At 65.6% G+C, this 21,298-nt stretch carries 18 protein-coding genes; 8 read left to right on the forward strand and 10 right to left on the reverse strand.

Annotated elements, in window-relative coordinates:
* Positions 1-45 precede the first annotated feature (45 nt).
* Entirely contained in the window at positions 46-2,283 is a 2,238-nt protein-coding gene (locus B5X78_RS07555) for a CocE/NonD family hydrolase (protein WP_079723807.1), read from the forward strand.
* A gap of 20 nt (positions 2,284-2,303) precedes the next feature.
* Here the strand turns inward: B5X78_RS07555 and B5X78_RS07560 are convergent, their stop codons facing one another.
* The gene (locus B5X78_RS07560; RefSeq protein ID WP_079723808.1) at positions 2,304-3,218 is read right to left on the reverse strand and encodes a LysR family transcriptional regulator; all 915 of its coding nucleotides are present in this window, start codon (positions 3,216-3,218) and stop codon (positions 2,304-2,306) included.
* A gap of 104 nt (positions 3,219-3,322) precedes the next feature.
* On the opposite strand from B5X78_RS07560, the gene B5X78_RS07565 reads away from it, so the two are divergent.
* Together B5X78_RS07565 and B5X78_RS07570 are read left to right on the forward strand one after the other, a co-directional pair.
* The gene (locus B5X78_RS07565) at positions 3,323-4,072 is read left to right on the forward strand and encodes an SDR family oxidoreductase (RefSeq protein WP_079723809.1); all 750 of its coding nucleotides are present in this window, start codon (positions 3,323-3,325) and stop codon (positions 4,070-4,072) included.
* A 30-nt stretch (positions 4,073-4,102) separates the two neighbouring features.
* The gene (locus B5X78_RS07570; protein WP_079723810.1) at positions 4,103-5,032 is read left to right on the forward strand and encodes an alpha/beta fold hydrolase; all 930 of its coding nucleotides are present in this window, start codon (positions 4,103-4,105) and stop codon (positions 5,030-5,032) included.
* A 60-nt stretch (positions 5,033-5,092) separates the two neighbouring features.
* On the opposite strand, the gene B5X78_RS07575 is transcribed toward B5X78_RS07570, so the two are convergent.
* The 9 genes from B5X78_RS07575 to B5X78_RS07615 all read right to left on the reverse strand — a co-directional run bounded on the left by B5X78_RS07575 (position 5,093) and on the right by B5X78_RS07615 (position 16,777).
* Entirely contained in the window at positions 5,093-6,550 is a 1,458-nt protein-coding gene (locus tag B5X78_RS07575; RefSeq protein WP_079723811.1) for an alkaline phosphatase D family protein, read from the reverse strand.
* Complete coding sequence (locus B5X78_RS07580) at positions 6,547-7,356, reverse strand: inositol monophosphatase family protein (RefSeq protein ID WP_217698648.1); 810 nt, start codon at positions 7,354-7,356, stop codon at positions 6,547-6,549. Before B5X78_RS07580 ends, B5X78_RS07575 begins: the two co-directional genes overlap by 4 nt.
* A 59-nt stretch (positions 7,357-7,415) precedes the next feature.
* Positions 7,416-8,759, reverse strand: a complete 1,344-nt coding sequence (locus B5X78_RS07585) for an MFS transporter (RefSeq protein ID WP_079723812.1) — start codon at positions 8,757-8,759, stop codon at positions 7,416-7,418.
* A 46-nt stretch (positions 8,760-8,805) separates the two neighbouring features.
* Positions 8,806-10,305 (reverse strand): CoA-acylating methylmalonate-semialdehyde dehydrogenase, encoded by a 1,500-nt coding sequence (locus B5X78_RS07590; protein ID WP_079723813.1) that lies wholly within the window; start codon positions 10,303-10,305, stop codon positions 8,806-8,808.
* A 24-nt stretch (positions 10,306-10,329) separates the two neighbouring features.
* Positions 10,330-11,139 carry a 5-deoxy-glucuronate isomerase gene (gene iolB / locus B5X78_RS07595; RefSeq protein ID WP_079723814.1) on the reverse strand — a complete coding sequence of 270 codons (810 nt, stop codon included), beginning with the start codon at positions 11,137-11,139 and terminating at the stop codon, positions 10,330-10,332.
* A complete protein-coding gene (gene iolE / locus B5X78_RS07600; protein WP_079723815.1) occupies positions 11,136-12,026 on the reverse strand; it encodes a myo-inosose-2 dehydratase in 891 nt (296 codons plus the stop codon). The genes iolB and iolE overlap by 4 nt, the downstream gene beginning before the upstream one ends.
* A complete protein-coding gene (gene iolD, locus B5X78_RS07605) occupies positions 12,023-13,867 on the reverse strand; it encodes a 3D-(3,5/4)-trihydroxycyclohexane-1,2-dione acylhydrolase (decyclizing) (RefSeq protein WP_079723816.1) in 1,845 nt (614 codons plus the stop codon). Before iolD ends, iolE begins: the two co-directional genes overlap by 4 nt.
* Before the next feature lies 1 nt (position 13,868).
* The gene (locus B5X78_RS07610; RefSeq protein ID WP_079723817.1) at positions 13,869-15,788 is read right to left on the reverse strand and encodes a bifunctional 5-dehydro-2-deoxygluconokinase/5-dehydro-2-deoxyphosphogluconate aldolase; all 1,920 of its coding nucleotides are present in this window, start codon (positions 15,786-15,788) and stop codon (positions 13,869-13,871) included.
* An 89-nt stretch (positions 15,789-15,877) separates the two neighbouring features.
* Complete coding sequence (locus B5X78_RS07615) at positions 15,878-16,777, reverse strand: MurR/RpiR family transcriptional regulator (RefSeq protein WP_079723818.1); 900 nt, start codon at positions 16,775-16,777, stop codon at positions 15,878-15,880.
* Between the two features lie 130 nt (positions 16,778-16,907).
* On the opposite strand from B5X78_RS07615, the gene iolG (B5X78_RS07620) reads away from it, so the two are divergent.
* The 5 genes from iolG (B5X78_RS07620) (at position 16,908) to B5X78_RS07640 (ending at position 21,258) form a co-directional block, all read left to right on the forward strand.
* Complete coding sequence (gene iolG / locus B5X78_RS07620) at positions 16,908-17,894, forward strand: inositol 2-dehydrogenase (protein WP_217698649.1); 987 nt, start codon at positions 16,908-16,910, stop codon at positions 17,892-17,894.
* A 9-nt stretch (positions 17,895-17,903) separates the two neighbouring features.
* Positions 17,904-18,881, forward strand: coding sequence for an inositol 2-dehydrogenase (gene iolG / locus B5X78_RS07625; protein WP_079723820.1), 978 nt, complete (start codon positions 17,904-17,906; stop codon positions 18,879-18,881).
* A gap of 204 nt (positions 18,882-19,085) precedes the next feature.
* Positions 19,086-19,880 (forward strand): hypothetical protein, encoded by a 795-nt coding sequence (locus B5X78_RS07630; protein ID WP_079723821.1) that lies wholly within the window; start codon positions 19,086-19,088, stop codon positions 19,878-19,880.
* Positions 19,881-20,124: 244 nt separating this feature from the next.
* Positions 20,125-20,409, forward strand: a complete 285-nt coding sequence (locus B5X78_RS07635) for a hypothetical protein (protein ID WP_079723822.1) — start codon at positions 20,125-20,127, stop codon at positions 20,407-20,409.
* Positions 20,410-20,523: 114 nt separating this feature from the next.
* Positions 20,524-21,258 carry a DUF429 domain-containing protein gene (locus B5X78_RS07640; RefSeq protein WP_079723823.1) on the forward strand — a complete coding sequence of 245 codons (735 nt, stop codon included), beginning with the start codon at positions 20,524-20,526 and terminating at the stop codon, positions 21,256-21,258.
* Positions 21,259-21,298 lie beyond the last annotated feature (40 nt).

The following is a 21,298-nucleotide window of genomic DNA, read 5'->3' on the forward strand; positions in this document are numbered from 1 at the left end:
CGATGCTAGCATCCGCGCACCCCGGTCCCGGCTTGGCGCTCACGCATGAAGGTTCTCCTGGCATGGCTGTTGTTCGCGCTCTCCCTGTGTCCGCTGGCCCGTGCCGTGGAGGTGCCACTGCCGCCGGGCCTGCAGGCGAGCATGCTGGACCAGGCCATGCCCGCAGTGGCGCGCGCCACCCTGGCCAGCTATCGCGATGAGGACCCGCAGCGCTACCTGGGCACGCGGTTCCGCCTGCAGCTGGCGGCCGGGCAATACAACGAGGCGATGGCGAGCATCCGCGCCCTGCGCGCCCTGCGCAACGACCCGCCCGGGCAACCGCCGTTGTACCTGCAGTACGAGATCCATGCGCAGGCCAAGGCCTTGCAGGGCGCACGCGGGCTGGCGTACGCACCGGCATGGCGGATGGCGTTCGAACAGGCGTTCGCGCCACTGGATGACAAGGTGGCGCTGCAGGCGGAGTTCGCCTTCGGCGGTTACCTGCCGCGCATGCGCGGCGAGTTGGACGCGGCGCTGGCCAAGGTGGCGGGCCGCAGGCAGTTGCCGTTGCCTGAAGCCATCGATCTGATCCGCGCCTGGCAGGTGCATGCGGCCTATCAGCAGTTCCAACCCCTGTTTGCCGCAGGGCTGGCCGACGATGACGCACGCCGTTACGCGATTGATCGCGACGCATGGGTGCGTACCGCCGATGGTGCGGATATCGCGGTGCTGGTGGTGCGTCCGGCACGGGCCGCACCGCTGCCGGCCCTGCTGACCTTCACCATCTACGCCAACGACGACTGGGCCTGGGCCGATGCGAAGAAGGCCGCCGCCTACGGTTATGCGGGCGTGGTGGCCTACACGCGCGGCAAGGGCCGCAGCCAGGCTGCCATCGTGCCACTGGAACACGATGGCGCCGACGCCGCCGCGGTGATCGACTGGATCGCCGCGCACTCCTGGAACGACGGCCGCGTGGGCATGTACGGCGGCAGTTACAGCGGCTACACGGCCTGGGCCGCGAGCAAGCATCGTCCCGCCGCGCTCAAGGCCATCGCCGCATCGGCGACCATGGCGCCGGGCATCGACGTGCCGATGGAAGGCGCTGTCTTCCTCAACTTCATGGTCCCATGGCCGCTGTACGTCGCCAGCAACCGCACACTGGACGACGCGCGCTATGGCGACAGCGCACGCTGGGCCGCGCTCAATGAGAGGTGGTATGCCAGCGGCCGCGCCTACCGCGATCTGCCGATGCTGGATGGCAGCGCCAATCCGCTGTTCGCCCGTTGGCTGCAGCATCCGGCCTATGACAGTTACTGGCAGGCGATGACGCCGCAGGCAGAAGACTTCGCTGCGTTCGACATTCCGGTATTCGCCACCACTGGCTACTTCGATGGCGCACAGATCGGCGCCCTGCATTATTTCCGTGAACACCTGCGGCAGCGTCCGCAGGCCGATCACACCCTGCTGATTGGGCCTTACGAACACTTCACCCTGCAGACTGGCGTGCCGCCGACGATTCAGGGCTATGCGCCTGACCCCAGCGCGCGCATTGACCTGCAAGCGCTGCGCTTGGCCTGGTTCGATCATGTGCTGAAAGGCGCAGCGAAACCCGATCTGCTGGCCGACCGGATCAACTGGCAGGTGATGGGCGCGGACCAGTGGCGACACGCGCCCACGCTGGAAGCGATGGCCACGCGTACGCAGACACTGTGCTTGCTGCCCGGCGGCGCGGACGGGGTCCATCGGCTGGCGCCGCGCGCGCAGCCGGACGCCGTGGTCACGCAGCGCGTGGACTTCACCGATCGCAGTGATGCCGCATGGACGCCACCGACCAACGTGGTGAATCGTTCGCTGGATCCGCATGCGGGGCTGGTGTTCGTCAGCGATGCGATGACACAGGACGCCGAACTGGCCGGCCCGTTCCAGGGCGTGCTGGACTTCAGCACCAACAAACGCGATGTGGACGTGGTGCTGGCCGTGTATGAACTCAATGCCGAAGGCGAGTATCTGGATCTGGGCTGGTGGCTGCAGCGCGCCAGCTACAACGCCGATCGTCGGCAGCGCCAGCTGCTCCCGGCCAACGCGCCGCACCGGCTCGTGGTCAAGGACTCCCGCGTGCTTGGCCGCAAGTTGAGTGCAGGCAGCCGGCTGGTGGTGACGCTGGGGGTGATCAAGCAGCCGGATCGGCAGCTCAACCTGGGCAGCGGCAAGGAGCCCGCGGACGAGACCCTCGCCGATGCCGGCGAGCCGATGGAGATCCTCTGGCGCGGCAGCAGCTGTCTGGAATTTGGCCTGCGCGAGTGAGCGTTAGCGGGGCAGCACCGCTAGGCCAGCGCGATTCCTTTGACCAGGCGCGCCGCCAGACGCTTGTTCTGCAATTGCGCCAGCCACCACTCCAGCGCCCTGCCCTGGTGATCCCCACGCCAACCGACATAAAGCAGGTTGGGTTCGCGCGGATCGACCATCTGCTTCTCGACCAGATCGCCACGCTTGAGCAGGCCGGCGACGCGATCACGCGGCAACCAGCCCACGCCCAGGCCTTCGCATTGGGCCTGGATCTTGGCGCGCATGCTCGGCACCGCCAGCGCGGCCTGGCCACCCACCACGCCGTAGCCGCGCACATCGACGCGACGCGACGTGTCGGCCACCACCACCGCGCGATGCTGGCGCACGGTGAGCGCGTCGATCGGTTCCTTGGCCTTGGCCAGCGGATGCCGGGGCGAGACGGCGAAGACCCACTCCATCACCCCCAGCTCGGCCCAGCGCAGGCCGGGAATCACCGGCGGTTCGTTGGTCGCGCCCACCACCAGATCCGCGCGGCCATCGCGCAGGGCGTCCCAGGTGCCGCTGAGCACTTCGTGGGTAATCCGCAGCGTCACGCCGGACTTCAATGCGTCGAAGGCGCGGATGACCGGCAGCAAGGTGTCGAATTCCAGGATCTCGTCGGTGACGATCCACAGCCGATCTTCCCAACCGCCCGCCACCTGCTTGACCCGTTGCGTCAGTCGCGCGACATCCAGGGTGAGCCGCGCCGCTTCCTGCGCCAGCAGTTGCCCGGCGGGCGTGAGCTGCAGGCGGTAACGGCGACGGTCGAACAGCAACGCATCAAAGCGGGCCTCCATCTGCCGCGCCGCGTGCGAAACGGTGGAAGGCGCCTTGCCCAACCGCGCGGCGGCACGCGACAGGCTGCCGCTCTCGCGGATGGCTTCCAGCAGGGCCAGTTCATCGGCTGACAACATGTTCGATACCTTCGAACGAGTTCGTCGGAATTGTGGCACGGAAAGCCACTCGACCCTGTCCAGTATGGCCTCACAGCAATCGGCTGCCATCGAAGGACTTCCCCATGAACCGCTTCACCCACAAGACCATCCTCGTCACCGGCGGCAGCAGCGGCATCGGCCTGGCTGCGGCCCGGGCCTTCGTCGCCGAGGGCGCGCGGGTGGTGATCACCGGCCGCGACACCGCCGCGCTTGAACAAGCCAAGGCCAGCCTGGGCGCCCACGCCATCGCGGTGGCGAACGATGCCGGCAGCATCGCCGGGGCCAAAGCACTGGCTGCCACGCTGGCGGCCCATGAGGTTCGCCTGGACGCGGTCTTCCTCAACGCAGGTGCGGCCCGCTTCGCCGCATTCCCGGAGGTGGATGAGGCGCTGTGGGATCTGATCTTCAACACCAATACCAAGGGCCCGTACTTCCAGGTGCAGGCGTTGTTGCCGCTGCTCAACCCGGGTGCGTCGATCGTCATCAATGGGTCCATCAACGCGCATGTCGGCATGCCCAATACCACGGTCTACGCCGCCAGCAAGGCGGCGATGATCTCGCTGGCCAAGACCTTGTCGGCCGAACTGCTGCCGCGCGGGGTGCGCGTCAACGTGCTCAGCCCGGGCCCGGTGTCCACGCCGCTGTATGACAAGCTGGGCCTGGACGCCGCGGAGCTGGAAGCGACGGCGGCGCAGATCCAGAACCAGATTCCGCTGGGCCGCTTCGGCACGCCGGAAGAAATCGCCGCCACCGTGTTGCACCTGTCTTCGGCCGAGTCGGCCTTCATCGTCGGCACCGAAATCATCGCCGACGGCGGCATGAGCCAGCTCTGATTCCCGCACCACCCACCCAAGGAGAGCGTCATGAACCCTGTGTTGCGATCATTCCAGCATGCGGCCCTGGCCCTGCTGGCCGTCTTTGCCCTGCAGTCCACCGCGCAGGCGGCGGGCAAGCCGGGCATCCAGGAACATACCGCCAACGTCAACGGCGTGAGTCTGCATTACCTGCAGGCGGGTCAAGGCAAACGGGAGCCGGTGATCCTGCTGCATGGCTATGCCGAGACCAGCCACATGTGGCGTCCGTTGATGCCGCAATTGGCGGATCGCCACGTGGTGATCGCGCCCGATCTGCGCGGCGCGGGCCAGTCTTCCAAGCCCGACAGCGGCTACGACAAGAAGACCCTGGCCCAGGACATCCATGCGCTGGTGCAGTCACTGGGCTATCGCAAGGTAAAGATTGTCGGCCACGACATCGGTCTGATGGTGGCCTATGCCTACGCAGCGCAGTATCCGGACGAGGTGCAGAGCATCGTGCTGATGGATGCCTTCCTGCCGGGTGTCGGCGACTGGACCCACGTCTGGCTGCTGCGCGATCTGTGGCACTTCCACTTCTACGGCGAGACGCCGCTGAAGCTGGTCGACGGCCGCGAGCGGATCTACTTCGAGCACTTCTGGAACGACTTTGCCGCCGACCGCAATCACTCGATCCCGGAAGCCGATCGGCAGTTCTATGCCTCCGAGTACGCGCGGCCTGGCGGCATGCGTGCGGGCTTTGAGTACTTCAAGAACTTCGAGCAGGACGCCAAGGACTTTGCCGGCTTCGCGCAGACGCCGCTGCACATGCCCATGCTGGTGCTGTCGGGCGAGAAGGCCGGCGGGCAGTTCCTGATTGATCAAGGCAAGCTGGTCGACACCCACGTGCAGGGCGTGATCATCAAAGGTTCGGGCCACTGGCTGATGGAAGAAGCCCCTGAGCAGACCATGCCGGCGCTGGTCGCCTTCCTCAACCGCTAGCGATAGAACAAGGGCCGGAGCGGGTCTACGTCACCCGAGGCATTGCCGCTCCGCCCCCTGTTACGGGTGTGGCTGATCCGGCCAGCCTGCTGGCGGGTCGTAGCCGTAGTAGCCCTTGCCCTCGCGGAAGCGCTGCAGGCGCTTGAGTTCCTTGGGGTCGGATTTCTTTTCCCAGGTGCTGACGCCGTTGCGCAGGTCGTCGGGGGTCAGCACCAGCGCATCCCACACGGCCTCGCCGAGGATGTCGTGCAAGGTGTAGGTGAGGGTGGGCTTGCCGCCGGTCATGTCGAAGCGCATCAGGCCGACGTTGACTGAACGGGTCCAGGTATCGCGCACCCGCACTTCCGGCACCTGGCGGATGTTCTTGTTGGCCGGCATCTGCGCCAGCGGCGAGGAGCAGAAGTCGTAGATGTCGTAGCCGCCGTTCTGCGAACGCGGCACGCAGTTCAACTCGCCCATGTGCGAGTCGCCGGAGATGCAGACCACGCCGCTGATCTGGTTGTCGCGGATGTAGTCGAAGATTTCGTTGCGCTCGGTCAGGTACACGCCCCAGGAGTCGCCGCCGTCTTCGTTCTCAGCGGCCGACCAGCCGCCGCCGATGGCCAGCACTTTGAAGGGCGTCTTGCTGGCCTTGAGCTCGCGCTTGAGCCAGGCCTTCTGCGCGGCGCCGAGCATGGTCTTGTTGGCGTCGTCGACCTGGTCGGTGGGATCGCGGTGGTAGCGGCCATCGAGGATGAAGAAATCCACGCCGCCGTAGTGCTGCTTGAAGTACACGCCGGGGTTGTTGGCTTCGCCGTAGGAAGGGTTGGCCCAGAAGCTCTTGAATACCCGCAGCGACTCGCCCTTGCTGGCGCTGCGGCCGTCGGAATCGTTGTAACCGAAATCGTGATCGTCCCAGGTGGCCAGCTGCGGAGTCGAGCGCAGCAGCGGCTCCAGCCGTTCGACCGAACGCCCGCGACCATACAGGTCCACCAGCGCGGCGGTCTGGTCGCTGTCGGCGTAGATGTTGTCGCCCAGCCACAGGAACATGTCCGGCTCCAGCGCGCGCACGGCGCTCCAGATTTTCTGCTCCGGATCGAACTGCAGCCGGCAGCAGGAACCGAAGGCCACGCGGAACGAGGCCGCGCCGGCCGGTGCGGTCGTGGTCTTGTGCGGCAGTGGCTGGAACTTGTCGTACTCGCCGTCGTAGCGCAGCCGGTACCAATACGTGGTGTTGGGCTGCAGGCCCTCGGCACGCAGCACCACGCTGCCCTCATCCTCGGCGCGTGCGCGCGCGGTGGGGCCGGTGATGAAGGTGGTGAAGTCGCGGTCGGTGGAATATTCGAGCGTCACGTCGAACAACCCGCTGGCGCGCACCCATACGCTGAAATGGCTCGGCCCCGGCGCGCCGATCATCGGGCCCTGCAGCGCGCGCGGATAACCGATGGCGACGGCGAAGGCGCGCGGTGCGGCCGCCAGCAGCGCGCCCAGGCCACCCAGGCCGCTCAACTTCATGAAGTTGCGCCGGGGCAGCTTCATGCGGCTTCGTCCCGGGCCTGGTTCAACACCTTCATCAGCGCATCCTGCACGGCGCCGTTGGACACGCAGACATTCTGCCCATGCAGATCCAGCGGCGAGCCATCGGCGGAGGTGGCCACGCCGCCGGCTTCACGCACCAGGATCACGCCCGGCGCCATATCCCAGGCGTTGAGAGCGCGTTCCCAGTACGCATCCCAGCGACCGGCCGCGACCCAGGCCATGTCCACCGCGCAGGCGCCGGTGCGGCGGATGCCGGCCACGTGCGCGCTGAGCAGGGCCATCTCGCGGGCGAACAGCGGGTGATCCGGTTTGCCGGCAAAGGGTATGCCGCAGGCCAGTACGGCGGTGATCAGATCGCCGCGATCGGAGACATGGATGCGCTGGCCATTGAGCCAGCAGCCCTTGCCCCGCTCGGCGATGTACAGCTCATCGAGCATCGGCAGGTAGGTGACGCCGGCAATCACTTCGTTGTCGCGCGCCAGCGCCACGTTGACGCCCCACAGCGGGCTGCCGAACAGGAAGTTGGTGGTGCCGTCGAGCGGATCGACGATCCAGCTGTGGCGGCTGTCGCCACCGCCGACGATGCCGCCCTCCTCGCCCAGGAAGCTGTACTCCGGCCGCGCCTGCGCCAGGATGCCGCGGGTGGTGCGCTCGGCTTCCTCGTCGGCAATGGAGACCATGTCGGCGGGTCCACTCTTGGCGCGGATGCTCAGATCCGACAGCTTGGCGAAATGCTTCTGCAAGCCGGCGCCGGCCGCTTGTGCGGCGGCGATCATGGCGGTGAGTTCTTCGGAGGGGTTCAGCACGTTTTCGTCCTCATTCGGTCCAGCGTCGACGCCATCGTCGGCGTTTGTTCGTTACAGGGTCAATCGCGCAGGCGGGTATTCCACAGGCTGGCGGCCAACAACATCGACAGCACCGAGGAGCCGATCCAGAACCAGATCACCGGGCCGAAGTCGTAGTGGCGCACATCGCCCACCATCGTCATGCCGCGCTCAATCAATGCACCGGACACGTGTTCCTGCAGCGCCGCACCGATGTAGCTGAAGATGCCGATCACGCCCATGGTGGCGCCGGCCACGCGCTTGGGTGCGATGTCGACCGCGAACAGTCCCCCCAACGAGGTGACCAGGCCGGTCAGGCCCATGCCGAACATCAGCATCGACGCCACCAGCACCGGCATGGTGTTGGGGCCGTAGAAGAACAGCAGCAGGCCGGCCAGCTCCAGCAGACCAAACAGCAGGTTCACCGGGGGACGGCGCGCGTGGAAGAACTTGTCGGAGATGAAGCCGAACGCCACCGCACCGGCAATGCCGGCCAGCGTGCTGACCATCAACAACGATCCAGCGGCCGGCAACGAGAACCCGCGTGCCTCCTGCAGGTACAGGATGCCCCAGGAGTTGATCGCGTAGCGGGTGACGTAGGTGGTGGCGCTGGCCAGGCACAGCACCCAGATCGCCGGAATCTTGAGGATCGACAACTGCAGCGCCAGCACCGACTTCATGCCGGGCTTGTTGCTCTGCTCGTAGCGATCACCCTTCCAGTCGTTGACCTCGGGCAGGCCCAGCGTGCGCGGACGATCCTGGATCAACAGGTAGCAGCCCAGTGCGGTGACCAGTCCGATGATGCCCGGCCCCCAGAAACCCCAGCGCCAGCCCAGCGCGCTCACCGCCACGCCCACCACCAGGAAGGTCAACCCTTCGCCAATCGAATGCGCGGTGCTCCACACGCCATAGGCGCGGCCGCGTTCGCGATTGGAGAACCAGCTGGTCATCGCCACCACGCCACCGGGCGCGCCGAAGCTCTGGAACCAACCGTTCAAACCCCAGATCAGCACCGCCATCCACAGCGAGGTGGCAAAGCCCATCGCCAGGTTGCACAGCGCGGTGAGCAGGAAGGCCACCGCCAGGAACCGCTTCATGTTGGCGTGATCGGCCAGGAAGCCGTTGGTCAGCTTGCCCACCGCGTAGGTGTAGAACAGCGCCGAGCCAATGGTGCCCAGCTCGCTGGGCGAGAATACGCCGGCATCGATCAGCGGCTTCTTGACCACGCCCAGCGCGAGGCGACAGGTGTAGATCAGGCCGTAGCCCAGGGTGATGGCCAGCATCACCCGCAGGCGATGGCGGCGATACAGGCTGTCGATCTGGTTTGCATCCGTGATCGGCGCACGATCGGCGCCGGTCGCGAAAAAGCTCAGTAGTCCCCTCACGCTTCCCTCCTCCCAGGAATGTGTGGCGGCCCCGTGGCTCCGGTGGTCAACGCATGGTCGGAATCACGAAGCTCTGATCGGACACCACGCCACCCTTGGGCCAGCGCTGTGTGACGGTTTTGGTGCGGGTGAAGAAGCGCACGCCGTCCAGGCCGTACTGATTCAGATCGCCGAAGCCCGAACGCTTCCAGCCGCCGAAGCTGTGGTAGGCCACCGGCACCGGAATCGGCACGTTGATGCCGACCATGCCCACTTCCACCTGCTCGGCGAACTCGCGCGCGGCATCGCCGTTGCGGGTGAAGATGGCCACGCCATTGCCGTACTGGTGGCGGCTGGGCAAGGCGATGGCTTCCTCGAAGCTGCGCGCACGCACGATCTGCAGCACCGGGCCGAAGATCTCTTCCTTGTAGGTGGTCATGCTGGCGGTGACGTGATCGAACAGGCACGGCTTGAGGAAGTGGCCACCCTCGTGCCCGGGCAAGCTGAAGCCGCGGCCATCGATCACCAGCTCGGCGCCCTCGTCGACGCCGGTCTGGATATACGCTTCCACCTTGGCCTTGTGCGCGGCATTGATCAGCGGACCGTAGTGCGCCTGCGGATCGGTGGACACGCCCACGCGCAGTTCGGCGATCTTCTCCACCAGCTTGGCGCGCAGGGCTTCGGCGGTTTCCTCGCCGACCGGCACCACCACCGGCAGCGCCATGCAGCGCTCGCCGGCCGAACCATAGGCCGCGCCCAGCAGATCGGCCACGGTCTGATCCAGATCCGCATCCGGCAGCACGATGCCGTGGTTCTTGGCGCCGCCCATGGCCTGCACGCGCTTGCCGTGGAAGCTGCCCAGCGCATACACGGACTGGGCGATGTCGGACGAGCCGACAAAGCTGATCGCCTTGATGGCCGGATGGGTGATCAGGCCATCCACCGTGTCCTTGTCACCGTGCAGCACGTTGAGCACGCCGGCCGGCAGGCCGGCTTCGATCATCAGTTCGGCCAGGCGCACCGGCACCGAAGGATCGCGTTCGGACGGCTTGAGGATGAAGGCGTTGCCAGAGGCAATCGCCGGGCCGAACATCCACATCGGAATCATCGCCGGGAAATTGAACGGGGTGATGCCCGCCACCACGCCCAGCGGCTGGCGCGCGGAGTAGACATCGATGCCCGGGCCGGCGCCCTGGGTGTACTCGCCCTTGAGCAGGTGCGGGATGCCGCAGGCGAACTCGATCACTTCCAGGCCGCGCTGGATGTCACCACGCGCATCGGCCAGCACCTTGCCATGTTCGCTGGACAGCAGCGCCGCCAGCTCGTCCATGTGTTTTTCCAGCAAATGCTTGAACTCGAACATCACCCGCGCGCGGCGCTGCGGATTGGTCCGGGCCCAGCCCACCTGGGCGGCGGCGGCGTTCTGCACGGCCGCTTCCAGTTCGTCGGCATTGGCCAGCGCGACGCGCGCCTGCACCTGGCCGCTGTTGGGATCGAAGACGTCGCCGTGGCGACCGGAGCGACCGGCGACGCGTTGGCCGCCGATGAAATGTTCGATGCTGCGCATGCGGGGAAGCTTTCCTTTCGTTGATCAGACCTTGCGCACGATCCAGTCGTGCGCAGGATCGTTGCGGAACACCCAATGGCGGTGCGGACCGGCCATCACGTTGAGGTAGTACAGGTCGTAACCATGCGGCGCGCCGACCGGGTGGTAGCCGCGCGGCACCATCACCACATTGCCGTCTTCCACCGAAATGGTTTCGTCCAGCGAGCGATCGTCGGTGTAGACGCGCTGGATGGCGAAGCCCTGCGGCGGTTGCAGGCGGTGGTAGTAGGTTTCCTCGAGCAGGGTCTCTTCGCCCGGGGTGGCGGTGTCGTGCTTGTGCGGCGGGTAGCTGGACCAGTGGCCGCCGGGGGTGATCACTTCCACCACCAGCAGGCTCTGCGCCGGTTCGGTCTCCGGCAGGATGTTGCGCACGTGGCGGGTGTTGGTGCCGCTGCCACGCACTTCGCGCGACATGTGCGCCGAATCGATGACGCGCGGCTGGCCTTGTGACGCTGCGGGCGCAGAACATACCGCCAGTTCCACCGCATCCAGCGCCTTGACTGTGTAATCGCTGCCGGCCGGCACGTAGACCGCGCCCGGTGCGCGATCTTCGAACGGGGTGGCGCGCCCGCCGATGGCGGCGAACAGCGCATCGCCGGCCTGCACGTCGGCGGTGCCGGCCACCAGCACCAGGCAGGTTTCGCGATCGGCGGCGCCGCCGCTGTAGGTCTCGCCTGCCGCCAGTCGCACCACCGCGAAGCCCACATGCGACCAGCCGGCGCTGGCGGGGGTCACTTCCAGCACCGTGCCGTCGGCAGCCGGTGCATGCGGACGCACGAGCAGCGGCGAAGTCATTGCAGACCTGCCCGCGCGGCTTCTGCGCGCAGCGTCTTCAAGCCCAGATCGGCATAGGTGCGCGGATCGGCCTTGCCGGGATCCTGTTCGGCTTCGATCACGATCCAGCCGGAGTAGTTGATGCGTGCCAGCGCGCGCATGATCTCGGCGTAATCCAGGCCGCCGTCGCCGGGCACGGTGAACATGCCGGCCAGCACGCCGTCGAGGAAGCTGGCGCCGCCGGTGCGCGCGGTGGCGAAGGTTTCCCAGCGCACGTCCTTGCAATGCACGTGGGCCACGCGTTCGGGGTGATGGCGGATCACTTCCAGCGCATCGATGCCGCCGAGTGCGGCATGGCCGGTGTCCAGGGTCAGGCCCACCGCAGGACCGGTGTGGCGCAGGAATTCCTGCAGATCTTCAGCGCGCTCGACCACCGTGCCCAGATGATGGTGGTAAGCGAACTTGAGGTCCTGCGCCTGGATGTAGTCAGCCACCTGGGTCAGGCGCTGGCCGAAGGTCTTCCACTCCAGCGCTGGCAGGCGCGGCGTGCCGGTCAGCGCGGTGCCGCGATCGCCGTGCACGGCGTTGCTGGTTTCGGCGAACACGAACACCGTGCTGCCCAGCGCCTTCAACAATGCAAGGTGCGGTTGCAGCGCGGCGATTTCCGCCTCGCCATCCTGCGCCAGCAACGAACCGCTGTACCAGCCGCCGATCAGATCGAGTTTGTACTGCGCCAGCAGCGCCTTCAGGGTGGCGGCATCGCGCGGGAATTTGCCGCCCAGTTCCACGCCTTCGAAGCCCAGCTCCTGGATGTCGCGCAGGATGTCGGCCAGCGGGGTATCGCCGCCCAGTTCGGGCATGTCGTCGTTGGCCCACGCAATCGGGCTGACACCAAATCGGATGCTCATGACAGATCTCGCTTCATGCGCACGCCGGCCTCGTAGGCCTGGCGCGCGGCGTTGACTTCAGGACGTTCGGATACTTCCGGCACCGCCACGTCCCACCACCAGCCACCGGCTTCGGTGGTCTTGAGCGGGTCGGTGTCGATGACGATGACGCTGGTGTGGTTCGCCGCACACGCGCGGGCGAGCGAGGCTCGCAGTTCACCCAAAGTAGATACGTGCTCGGCGTAGGCACCCAGGCTGCGCGCGTGTGCGGCGAAGTCGATGTCCGGCAGCTGCGCGTGGCGGCTGTCGGCAAGCAGGTTGTTGAAGCCGGGGCTGCCGGTGGCCTGTTGCAGGCGGTTGATGCAACCAAAGCCGCGGTTGTCCAGCAGCACCACGATCAGCTTCTGGCCGAGCATGACCGCACTGGCCAGTTCGGAGTTCATCATCAGATAACTGCCGTCGCCGACCATCACCACCACTTCGCGATCGGGATTGGCCATCTTCACGCCCAGGCCGCCGGCAATCTCGTAGCCCATGCAGGAGTAGCCGTACTCCAGGTGATAGCCGCCGGGATGGCTGGAGCGCCACAGCTTGTGCAGTTCGCCGGGCAGGCCGCCCGCCGCGCAGACGACCACGGCGTTGTCGTCCACGCTGGCCTGCACCGCGCCGATGACCTGCGCGTCACTGGGCAGTACCTGTTCCGAGCCGCCGGCAGTGGCGGCATCGACCTGCTGTTGCCACTGCACGATGGCGTCGCGATCCTGGCGCAACACCGACTCGGCCACGGCCCAGTCGTGCAGATGCTCGCGCAGGGCGGTGAGCACTTCGCGCGCGTCGCCGACCACGGCCTGCGCCGAATGCTTGTGCGCATCGAAAGGCTGCACGTTGATCTGGAACAGCTTCGCGTCCGGGAACAGGCTGCGCGAGCCGGTGGTGAAATCCTGCAGGCGCGTGCCGACGCCAATCACCAGATCCGCTTCGCTTGCCGCAGCATTGGCGGCCGACGAACCGGTGACGCCAATCGAACCGAGGTTGCGCGGATGATTCCAGGCCAGCGCGCCCTTGCCGGCCTGGGTCTCGGCCACCGGCATGCCGGTGGCTTCGGCCAACGCAGTCAGCGCCTGCTCGGCCTGGCTGTAGAGCACACCGCCGCCGGAAACCAGCAGCGGCCGCTTGGCGCTGCGGATCGCAGCCACCAGCGCGGCCAGCTCATTGCTGTCGGCCGGATTGCGGCGTTGCAGCCACACGCGCGGTTCGAAGAATTCCACGGGGTAGTCATGGGCTTCGGCCTGCACGTCCTGGCAGAACGCCAGCGTGGCCGGGCCGCATTGCGCCGGATCGCGCAACACCGCCATCGCCTTGGGCAGCGCATCGAGAATCTGCTCCGGGCGCTGGATGCGATCGAAGTAACGCGACACCGGGCGGAAGCAATCATTGGCCGAAACCGTGCCATCGGCAAAGGCTTCAATCTGCTGCAGCACCGGATCCGGCCGGCGGTTGGCATACACATCGCCCGGCAGGAACAACACCGGCAGGCGATTGACGTGGGCCACGGCGGCGGCGGTGACCATGTTGGTCGCGCCCGGGCCGATGGAGGTGGTGCAGACCATCGCCCGCTGCCGTCGCATCTGCTTGGCGTAGGCAACGGCGGCATGCGCCATGCCCTGCTCGTTGTGCGCTCGGAAGGTGGGCAACTGCTCGCGTGCGCCATGCAGCGCCTCGCCGATGCCGGCCACGTTGCCGTGACCGAAGATCGCCCAGGCGCCGGCGAAGTACGGCACGGTGGCGCCGTCCACGATCACCTTTTGCGCGGCGAGCCAACGCACGGTGGCCTGGGCGGCGGTGAGACGGACGGTGCTCATGTCAGGCGGTGGCTCCGTGGGTGATCTTGGCGGCGTGCCAGGCATCGACCAGCACGCGGAAACGTCGCGCGAGATCGTCTATCGCGGCGTCGTCATCAATGGCGCCGCTCAACCAGCGCTCGGCAGCGTCGGCAAAGATGGTACGGCCCACCGCGAAGCCCTTGACCACCGGCACCGCCGCTGCCGCCTGGAACGAAGAAATCAGCTCGTCTTCCGGCGCCGACAGGCCCAGCAGCACCACACCGCGGCAATGCGGGTCGTTGCGTTCGATGGTGGCTTCGATATTGCGCCAGGCCTGCACGCTGTCGCTGGGTTCCAGCTTCCACCAGTCCGGCTTCATGCCCAGATCGTAGAGGCGCTGGATGGCGCGCGAGGCGGTCATGTCGTCGACCTCGCCATTGCGCGAGGCAATGATTTCGGCCAGCAGCTCATGGCCGGTCTTGCGCGCGGCGTCCTGCAGGCGCAGCAGCTGGCGTTCCTGGCGTTCGCGCAAGTCGGCGGCATCGTCTGGATGATAGAACGCCAGGCACTTGACCACATGGTTGCGCGGCCAGCTTGCCAGTTCGGTGGCGACGTCGGCGCTGCTTTCGAATTCCAGCGGGCAGGAGCCCGGCAGTTCAATCGGCCGGCCGATCCAGTACGGATAGTCGGCAGCGGCTTCCAGCCCGCGCATGCCGAAGCGGCCATCCAGCAATACACCGAAGCCGGTGTCGCCCTGGGCCAGGCGATCCACTGCCTTCAACGCCAGCGCCTTGAAGGCGGGAATGCGCGCGGGATCAGCGCCGGTCTTCTCGCACAGCGCTTCGAACTGGCTGCGGTGATCCATGGCCAGCACGGTCAGGCGCGGCCAGTCGCCGGTACGCGTGGTCGCCCAGTGGGTCTGTTCCAGCGCGGCGTCATCGCGCAGGCGGAATGGCGGATTCTTGCTGGCCAGGAATTGCTGCAGTTCCTCCCAGGTCGGCATGGCCGGCGAGCAGCCATGGCGCGAGACCACGATTGCGCCACAGGCATTGGCGTAACTGCAGGACGTGGCCAGCGGCTCATTGCGCAACCAGCCGCGCAGGAAACCGGCCATGAAGGCGTCGCCCGCGCCCAGCACGTTGAATACGTCGACCGAGAAGCCCTGCCCGACCACGCCCTGATCCAGGCGATCCGGAATGGCATCCGGAAACGCCACGCATCCCAGCGGACCGCGCTTGCACACCAGCAGCGCATCGGACTGCGCGCGGATGGCGCGCAAGGCGGTGATGGTGTCGGTGCTGCCGCCGAGGATATGCACTTCTTCCTCGGTGCCCACAATCAGATCGCACAGTGGCAGCACGCGTTGCAGGCGCGCGGTGACCGCGTCGCTGGCCACGAAGCGGTTCTCGCCCATGTCCTTGGCGGTCAGGCCCCACAGCACTGGCCGGTAGTCGATGTCGAAGACGACCTTGCCGCCGTGGGCGCGGGCGATTTCGCAGGCGCGCACCGAGGCTTCGAAGACGTTGTCACGCGAGAGATGGGTGCCGTTGATCAGCACCGCGCCGGCCGCGCCGACAAACCCGGCGTCGACATCGCTGGCCTGCAGCGCCATGTCGGCGCAGTTCTCGCGATAGAAAATCAGCGGGAAGGTGTCCGGGTCGCGGATGCCCAGGAACACCAGCGCGGTCAGGCGTTCGGGATCGTCCAGCACGCCGCGGGTGTCGACCTGCTCGCGCGCCAGCTGCTCGCGGATGAAACGGCCGAAGTGATCCGCACCCACCCGGGTCAGCACGCCGCTGCGCAGGCCCAGCCGGGCCGCGCCCACCGCGGTATTGGTGGGGCTGCCGCCGATGTACTTGGCAAACGAACCCATGTCTTCCAGACGTCCGCCTATCTGCTCGCCGTAGAGGTCGATGCAGGAGCGGCCAATCGTGATCAGATCCAGTTGCTGCTCCGCCATGAAGGCCGTTTCCTCAGCCGTGTCGGACGCCCATCGCCCTCGCTGTTTGTAACATATATTCCAATTTTGGAATGAAGGCAATATTTATTTCATTTTTTCGTGCGCCGGGTCGCAGGCGCCTTGCCCGGCTTGGCCGGCTTGGCCGGCTTGCCGCCGCCGGTGGCGGCGAATGCGTAGGAAATGACCAGCGCCTGCGCCAGGCACATCGAGGCCGACAGCGAGCGGAATTTGCGGATTTCCGCCTCGCGCACCTGCAGCACCTGGGTGGCCGGCTTGGATACCGGGCTGACCAGGCTGTCGCTGATCGACAGCACCTTGCAGCCCTGTGCTACTGCCACATCGACCAGATGCACGGTTTCTTCCGCATACGGGTGGTAGCTGACCGCAACCAGCAGATCGCGTGGGCCGATCGAGTGCACCTGCTGCAAGGCCATGCCGCCGACGCTGTCGATGAACACGGTTTTCTTGTCGGCCTGGTGCAACGAATAGGCCAGATACGCCGCCACCGGAAAGCTGCGCCGGAAGCCGGCCACATACACGGTATCGGCCTGGGTGATCAGCTTGACCGCACGCGCCAGCTCGTCGCGGCCGACGATTTTCCCCAGGTTTTCCAGCGCCAGCACGTTGCCTTCGACGAATTCGGCCAGCACCTGGCCGGGGTCGCCGACCGCCTTGCTGTCCACCGCCTGGGTGAACTCGCGCACGCGTTCGCCATAACCCTGCGGCGCGCTGCCGAGCAGGCCGTCGACAAACAACCGCTGCATCTGGCTGGCGCCGTCAAAGCCGAAATGCTTGGCAAAGCGCACGATCGCCGAAGGCTGCACGCCGGTGCGGTCGGCCAGCACCGCCACCGTTTCCAGCGCCACCGCGCTCGGCTCGTCCAGTACATAGCGGGCAATCTGCTTGAGCCGTTTGCTCAAGGATTCGTACTGTTCAAGGATCGCCGCGCGCAGTTCCTCTGCGGTGGCCGGGGTGCTCGATGGGGCCATGCGGCCACTCCTTGTGGGTGCGGGTCCGAAGGGCCCGGTGGGGATTCCAGTGTAGTGCGGAAGAATTCTATTGCAATTGGAAAAGGAACAAATATTCTATTTGTCACCTATCCCTGGCGCGGAGCCTATTGTGGAGCGAATCGATGTAGCCCTGATCGGTGCCGGTCGGATGGGCCAGGTCCATGGACCCAATGCCGCCAACCACCCCGGCCTGCGGCTGAAGTACGTGGTGGACCCGCGCCCGGACGCGGCGGCCGCCATGGCCTCGCGCTGGGGTGCGCAGGTGGCGGAACTGGACAGCGCCCTGGCCGACCCCGGCATTGGTGGCGTGCTGATCTGCAGCTCCACCGACCAGCATCTGGGCCACGCGCTGGCTGCGGTGCGCGCGGGCAAGGCGGTGTTCTGCGAAAAGCCGATTGATCTGGACCTGGACAAGGTGCGCAAGGCCGAGCCGGAATTTGCCGGCGCGCGCTTCCTCCTCGGTTTCAACCGCCGCTTCGATCCGCATTTCCAGGCGCTCAAGCGCCGGCTGGAAGCGGGCGAGGCCGGCAACCTGGAATCGCTGCAGCTGGTCAACCATGATCCCGCCGCGCCGCCCCCGGGCTTCATTCCCACCAGCGGCGGGCTGTTCAAGGATTTCACCATCCACGATCTGGATCTGGCGCGCTGGCTGCTCGGCGAGGAGCCCAGCGAAGTCTTTTCCAGCGCCAGCTGCCTGGTGGACCCGGAAATCGGCCGGCTCGGCGACGTCGATACCGCGCGCACGTTGTTGAAGACGCCGACCGGCAAGCTCTGCGTTATCTCCAATACCCGCCGCAGTGGCTACGGCTACGACCAGCGCATCGAAGCCTACGGCTCCAAGGGCATGCTCACCGCCGCCAACGTGCACGCCAACACCGTGGTGACCTTGAACGAGCAAGGCGTGGACGCTGCGCCGATCCATCCCAATTTCGCCGAGCGTTATCGCGCCGCTTACGCCGGCCAGCTCGATCACTTCGCCCAGGTGCTGCATGGCCGGGCCACCGCGCAGGCCGGCTATGCCGACGGCGTGGCGGCGCTGGTGCTTGCCGAAGCCTGCCAGGAATCGGTGCGCACCGGCGCGCCCGTCCGTCTCTGAGAGAACTCCATGCACAAGATTGCCTTGATTGGCGCCGGCCGCATCGGCCGCATCCACGCCCGCAACGCGGCCCTGCACCCGGGCCTGCACCTGGCCGGCATCGTCGACCCCATGGAAGCCTCGGCGCAGTCGCTGGCGCAGGAATGGAACAGCAGCGTGATCAGCCTGGACCAGGCGCTGTCCGATGACAGCATCGATGGCGTGATCATCGCCAGCTCCACCGACACCCACCTGGACTACAGCCTGCGCGCCGCGGCGGCGGGCAAGGCGATTTTCTGCGAGAAGCCGATTGATCAGGATCTGGCGCGTGCGAAGTCGGCAGCCGGCCAATTGTCGGATGCCCGCCTGCTGCTCGCCTTCAACCGTCGCTTCGATCCCAACTTCCAGGCGCTCAAGCAGCGGCTGGACAGCGGCGTGGTCGGCACGCTGGAAAGCCTGCAAATCACGTCCAACGATCCCAGCCCGCCGCCACCGTCCTATGTCGCCGTCTCCGGCGGCCTGTTCAAGGACATGGCCATCCACGACTTCGACATGGCACGTTGGCTGCTGGGTGAGGAAGTGGTGGAAGTCTTCGCCGCCGGCAGCTGCCTGGTGGATCCGGAAATCGGCAAGCTCGGCGACGTCGACACCGCGCGCACGCTGCTGCGCACGGCATCAGGCCGCCTGTGTGTGATCGCCAACAGCCGCCGCTCCGGCTTCGGCTACGACCAGCGCATCGAGGCCTATGCCTCGGCCGGCATGGTGCGTGCCGACAACGTCACCGAGTCCACGGTGCAGGTGTGGGGCGAGAACGGCGCGGCGGCGGACAAGTTCCAGAATTTCTTCCTGGATCGCTACGCCGAAGCGTATCGGCGCGAGATGGATCATTTCGTCGACATTCTGGAAGGCGGCAAGCCGTCGGTGGGGTATGCCGATGGTGTGGCGGCGCTGGCGCTGGCTGAAGCGGCGGCGGAGTCGGTGGTGGTGGGGAAGGCGGTGAAGCTCTGAGGTTGGCGCGAGGCGATGGGAGCGACTGGTTCGTGGTATCCGGTGGTTCCGTATTCGCTAGCTTCGGGGCTGAAGCCCCTCCTACAGGGTCGCCATTCGACCCGTGCAATCGATGGCGTGCCGTTGTAGGAGGGGCTTCAGCCCCGAAGCTAGTAAACCCACCTGCCATGCGATGATCCGGCGAACCTCAAGCGCCTGACCCATATGCTCCGCATCGTCTTCGCGTTCGTCATTCTGATTACGTCGTTCGGCAGTTCGGCCAGCGAAGCGACATCGGCGCCTGCTGGGCCACGTCCCATCGCGGTGCTGCTCACCACCGATCCGTGGTTGATGGTGATCGGTTCTGACACACCCTGGTTTGCGCTCTACGACGATGGCCTCGTGATCTACCTTGAGCAAACTTCCAAGGACAAGTTCACGCACATGTCGGCTCGCTTGACCCCGACGGAGCTGGCCAGCGTCAAGGCAAAACTCCTCAGCTACGTCGCAGAGCCGGTTCCGAAGGAAATCAATGTGCGACCGGGTTGGACCGATCAGCCTCAATCGAAATTCTTTGTGGAAGTTGACGGGCACACCTTGGTTACGTCCGTCTACGGCCTTGGAACCCCAGCCCGGTCCGAAGAAGACCTGCCCGGTGGTGGAGAGGGAGCCGACGCACTCCCCGACAACATCAAGGGCTTGCATCAGTATCTATCCGAATTTCATGTGGCGGCTGCCACCCAGTGGATTCCCGAGCAGATCGAAGTGATGATCTGGGATTACAGCCACGCACCCGATGCGTCCATCCAGTGGCCGACTCGCTGGCCTGGCTTAAGTGATCCGACTACCCGAAAGCGTCGCGACGACTATTCGATATACCTGCCCGGCACAGAAGAAGGCGCCTTGGTTGCCTTACTCGCAACCCAAAAGGAAAAAGGTGCGGTGGAAATCGACGGAAAGAAGTGGTCTGTGGCCTATCGCTACGTATTCCCGCGCTGGCGCGACTCGTTCAAGGAGTAGGTGAGCGGACTGACGCTGTCGACACCGCCATGCGGCTCGTGTCGCCTCAGGCGTTGGGCACTACCATGACAATCACGCTGCTCGAACGGCTCCAGTCGCAGCATCAGACTCAGGGTTCCGGCGTTCAGGTAATCAGGCGACAACTCGATCTGGTCCCGAAGCAGTGGACCAAGGGGCAATATCAAAGTGTGCCTGCCGCTCGTAAGGTGACCCGTTGCTCAAAGGCGTGTGACGGAGCGGCCAGATGTCCGACGAACACGACGACGCTGTCCTGCAGACCTTGATGGACCGGTTGCTCCGCTTCCGGCTTCCGCGCTTGCTTGCGATCAAGGATCGTGTCGACCAGGGTGAGCCACTGACGGATGACGACATCGCCTTCCTGAAAGCCTCGATGACGGATGCGCAGGACAGCCAGCATTACGTCGTCCGCAATCCCGAGTATCACGAGATCGGCGTGCGCATCGTGCAGCTGTACAGCCACATCGTGAGCAAGGCTGTGGAGAACGAGCAGAGGCGTGGCGGACAGTGATGGCAAGAGAGCAAGTCTGGCTACCTTCACCTTTTCGATGCGGCAGCGGGCATTGCGGCCTAATATTCAGAACGGGCCACGCCGATTCGCGGCGAGGCCAGAACGAGGCCATTGATGCACATCATTGCTGGTGTAGATCTTGCTTGGATGGGCACGCGAAATCCAACGGCTGTTGCTGTCGGAAGATTTCGGCCAGGCATTGTCGAGCTCACGTCGGTGGTCGAAGGTCTCTATGGGACTCGAACCGTTATCGAGGCGCTCGATGGCATCGCGGACCTGCACGGCGTCGCCATTGATGGACCGCTAATCATCAGAAATGAAGCAGGCCAACGGGAATGTGAAAGGAAGATTGGTGTGACCTACGGTGCAAGAAAGGCTTCGTGTCACACGTCAAATCTAGGTCGATTTCCGGATGCAGCTGGAACACAGCTGTCATTGCATCTGGCAGAGGCTGGATTTCGACACCTTGCATCGTCGGATCAGAAATGGCAGCTTGAGTGCTACCCGCATCCCGCGTTAATCGAGATATTCGGGCTGCCGGAAAGGTTGGCGTACAAGAAGGGGACTGTGCTTCAGAAGCGATCTGGCCAGATCGCACTTTGTAATCTAGTCCGTTCACTCGAAAATTCGGTCATCTTGCGCTTACGCGTGCCTGACGCGCTTTGCCGCTATCTAGATACAGAGCGAATCAGTGCGTTGCGAGGTGACCAGCTGAAGCACAATGAGGACGTTCTTGACTCCATTGTGTGCATGTACGTTGGCGCGCTATTCCAGTCAGGACAAGATCAAACTGTTTTTGGGAGTCCAGTGGACGGCTACATCTATGTCCCCACGAGGCGTTGCATCTAACGCGACTTTGGCCCATCCGATTCGAGCGGAATACTTCAAC

Origin of the sequence: Pseudoxanthomonas indica (genome assembly GCF_900167565.1) — a bacterium.
In the GTDB taxonomy this organism is placed as follows: domain Bacteria; phylum Pseudomonadota; class Gammaproteobacteria; order Xanthomonadales; family Xanthomonadaceae; genus Pseudoxanthomonas_A; species Pseudoxanthomonas_A indica.

Bases quoted from the DNA above. Each gene is read 5' to 3' on its own strand.
- B5X78_RS07615 (WP_079723818.1), bottom strand. From the start codon at position 16,777: ATGGCCCCATCGAGCACCCCGGCCACCGCAGAGGAACTGCGCGCGGCG.
- B5X78_RS07575 (WP_079723811.1), bottom strand. From the start codon at position 6,550: ATGAAGCTGCCCCGGCGCAACTTCATGAAGTTGAGCGGCCTGGGTGGC.
- B5X78_RS07555 (WP_079723807.1), top strand. From the start codon at position 46: ATGAAGGTTCTCCTGGCATGGCTGTTGTTCGCGCTCTCCCTGTGTCCG.
- B5X78_RS07635 (WP_079723822.1), top strand. From the start codon at position 20,125: ATGTCCGACGAACACGACGACGCTGTCCTGCAGACCTTGATGGACCGG.
- iolG (WP_079723820.1), top strand. From the start codon at position 17,904: ATGCACAAGATTGCCTTGATTGGCGCCGGCCGCATCGGCCGCATCCAC.
- iolB (WP_079723814.1), bottom strand. From the start codon at position 11,139: ATGACTTCGCCGCTGCTCGTGCGTCCGCATGCACCGGCTGCCGACGGC.
- iolD (WP_079723816.1), bottom strand. From the start codon at position 13,867: ATGAGCACCGTCCGTCTCACCGCCGCCCAGGCCACCGTGCGTTGGCTC.
- B5X78_RS07570 (WP_079723810.1), top strand. From the start codon at position 4,103: ATGAACCCTGTGTTGCGATCATTCCAGCATGCGGCCCTGGCCCTGCTG.
- B5X78_RS07565 (WP_079723809.1), top strand. From the start codon at position 3,323: ATGAACCGCTTCACCCACAAGACCATCCTCGTCACCGGCGGCAGCAGC.
- B5X78_RS07640 (WP_079723823.1), top strand. From the start codon at position 20,524: ATGCACATCATTGCTGGTGTAGATCTTGCTTGGATGGGCACGCGAAAT.
- B5X78_RS07630 (WP_079723821.1), top strand. From the start codon at position 19,086: ATGCTCCGCATCGTCTTCGCGTTCGTCATTCTGATTACGTCGTTCGGC.
- B5X78_RS07610 (WP_079723817.1), bottom strand. From the start codon at position 15,788: ATGGCGGAGCAGCAACTGGATCTGATCACGATTGGCCGCTCCTGCATC.
- B5X78_RS07560 (WP_079723808.1), bottom strand. From the start codon at position 3,218: ATGTTGTCAGCCGATGAACTGGCCCTGCTGGAAGCCATCCGCGAGAGC.
- iolE (WP_079723815.1), bottom strand. From the start codon at position 12,026: ATGAGCATCCGATTTGGTGTCAGCCCGATTGCGTGGGCCAACGACGAC.
- B5X78_RS07590 (WP_079723813.1), bottom strand. From the start codon at position 10,305: ATGCGCAGCATCGAACATTTCATCGGCGGCCAACGCGTCGCCGGTCGC.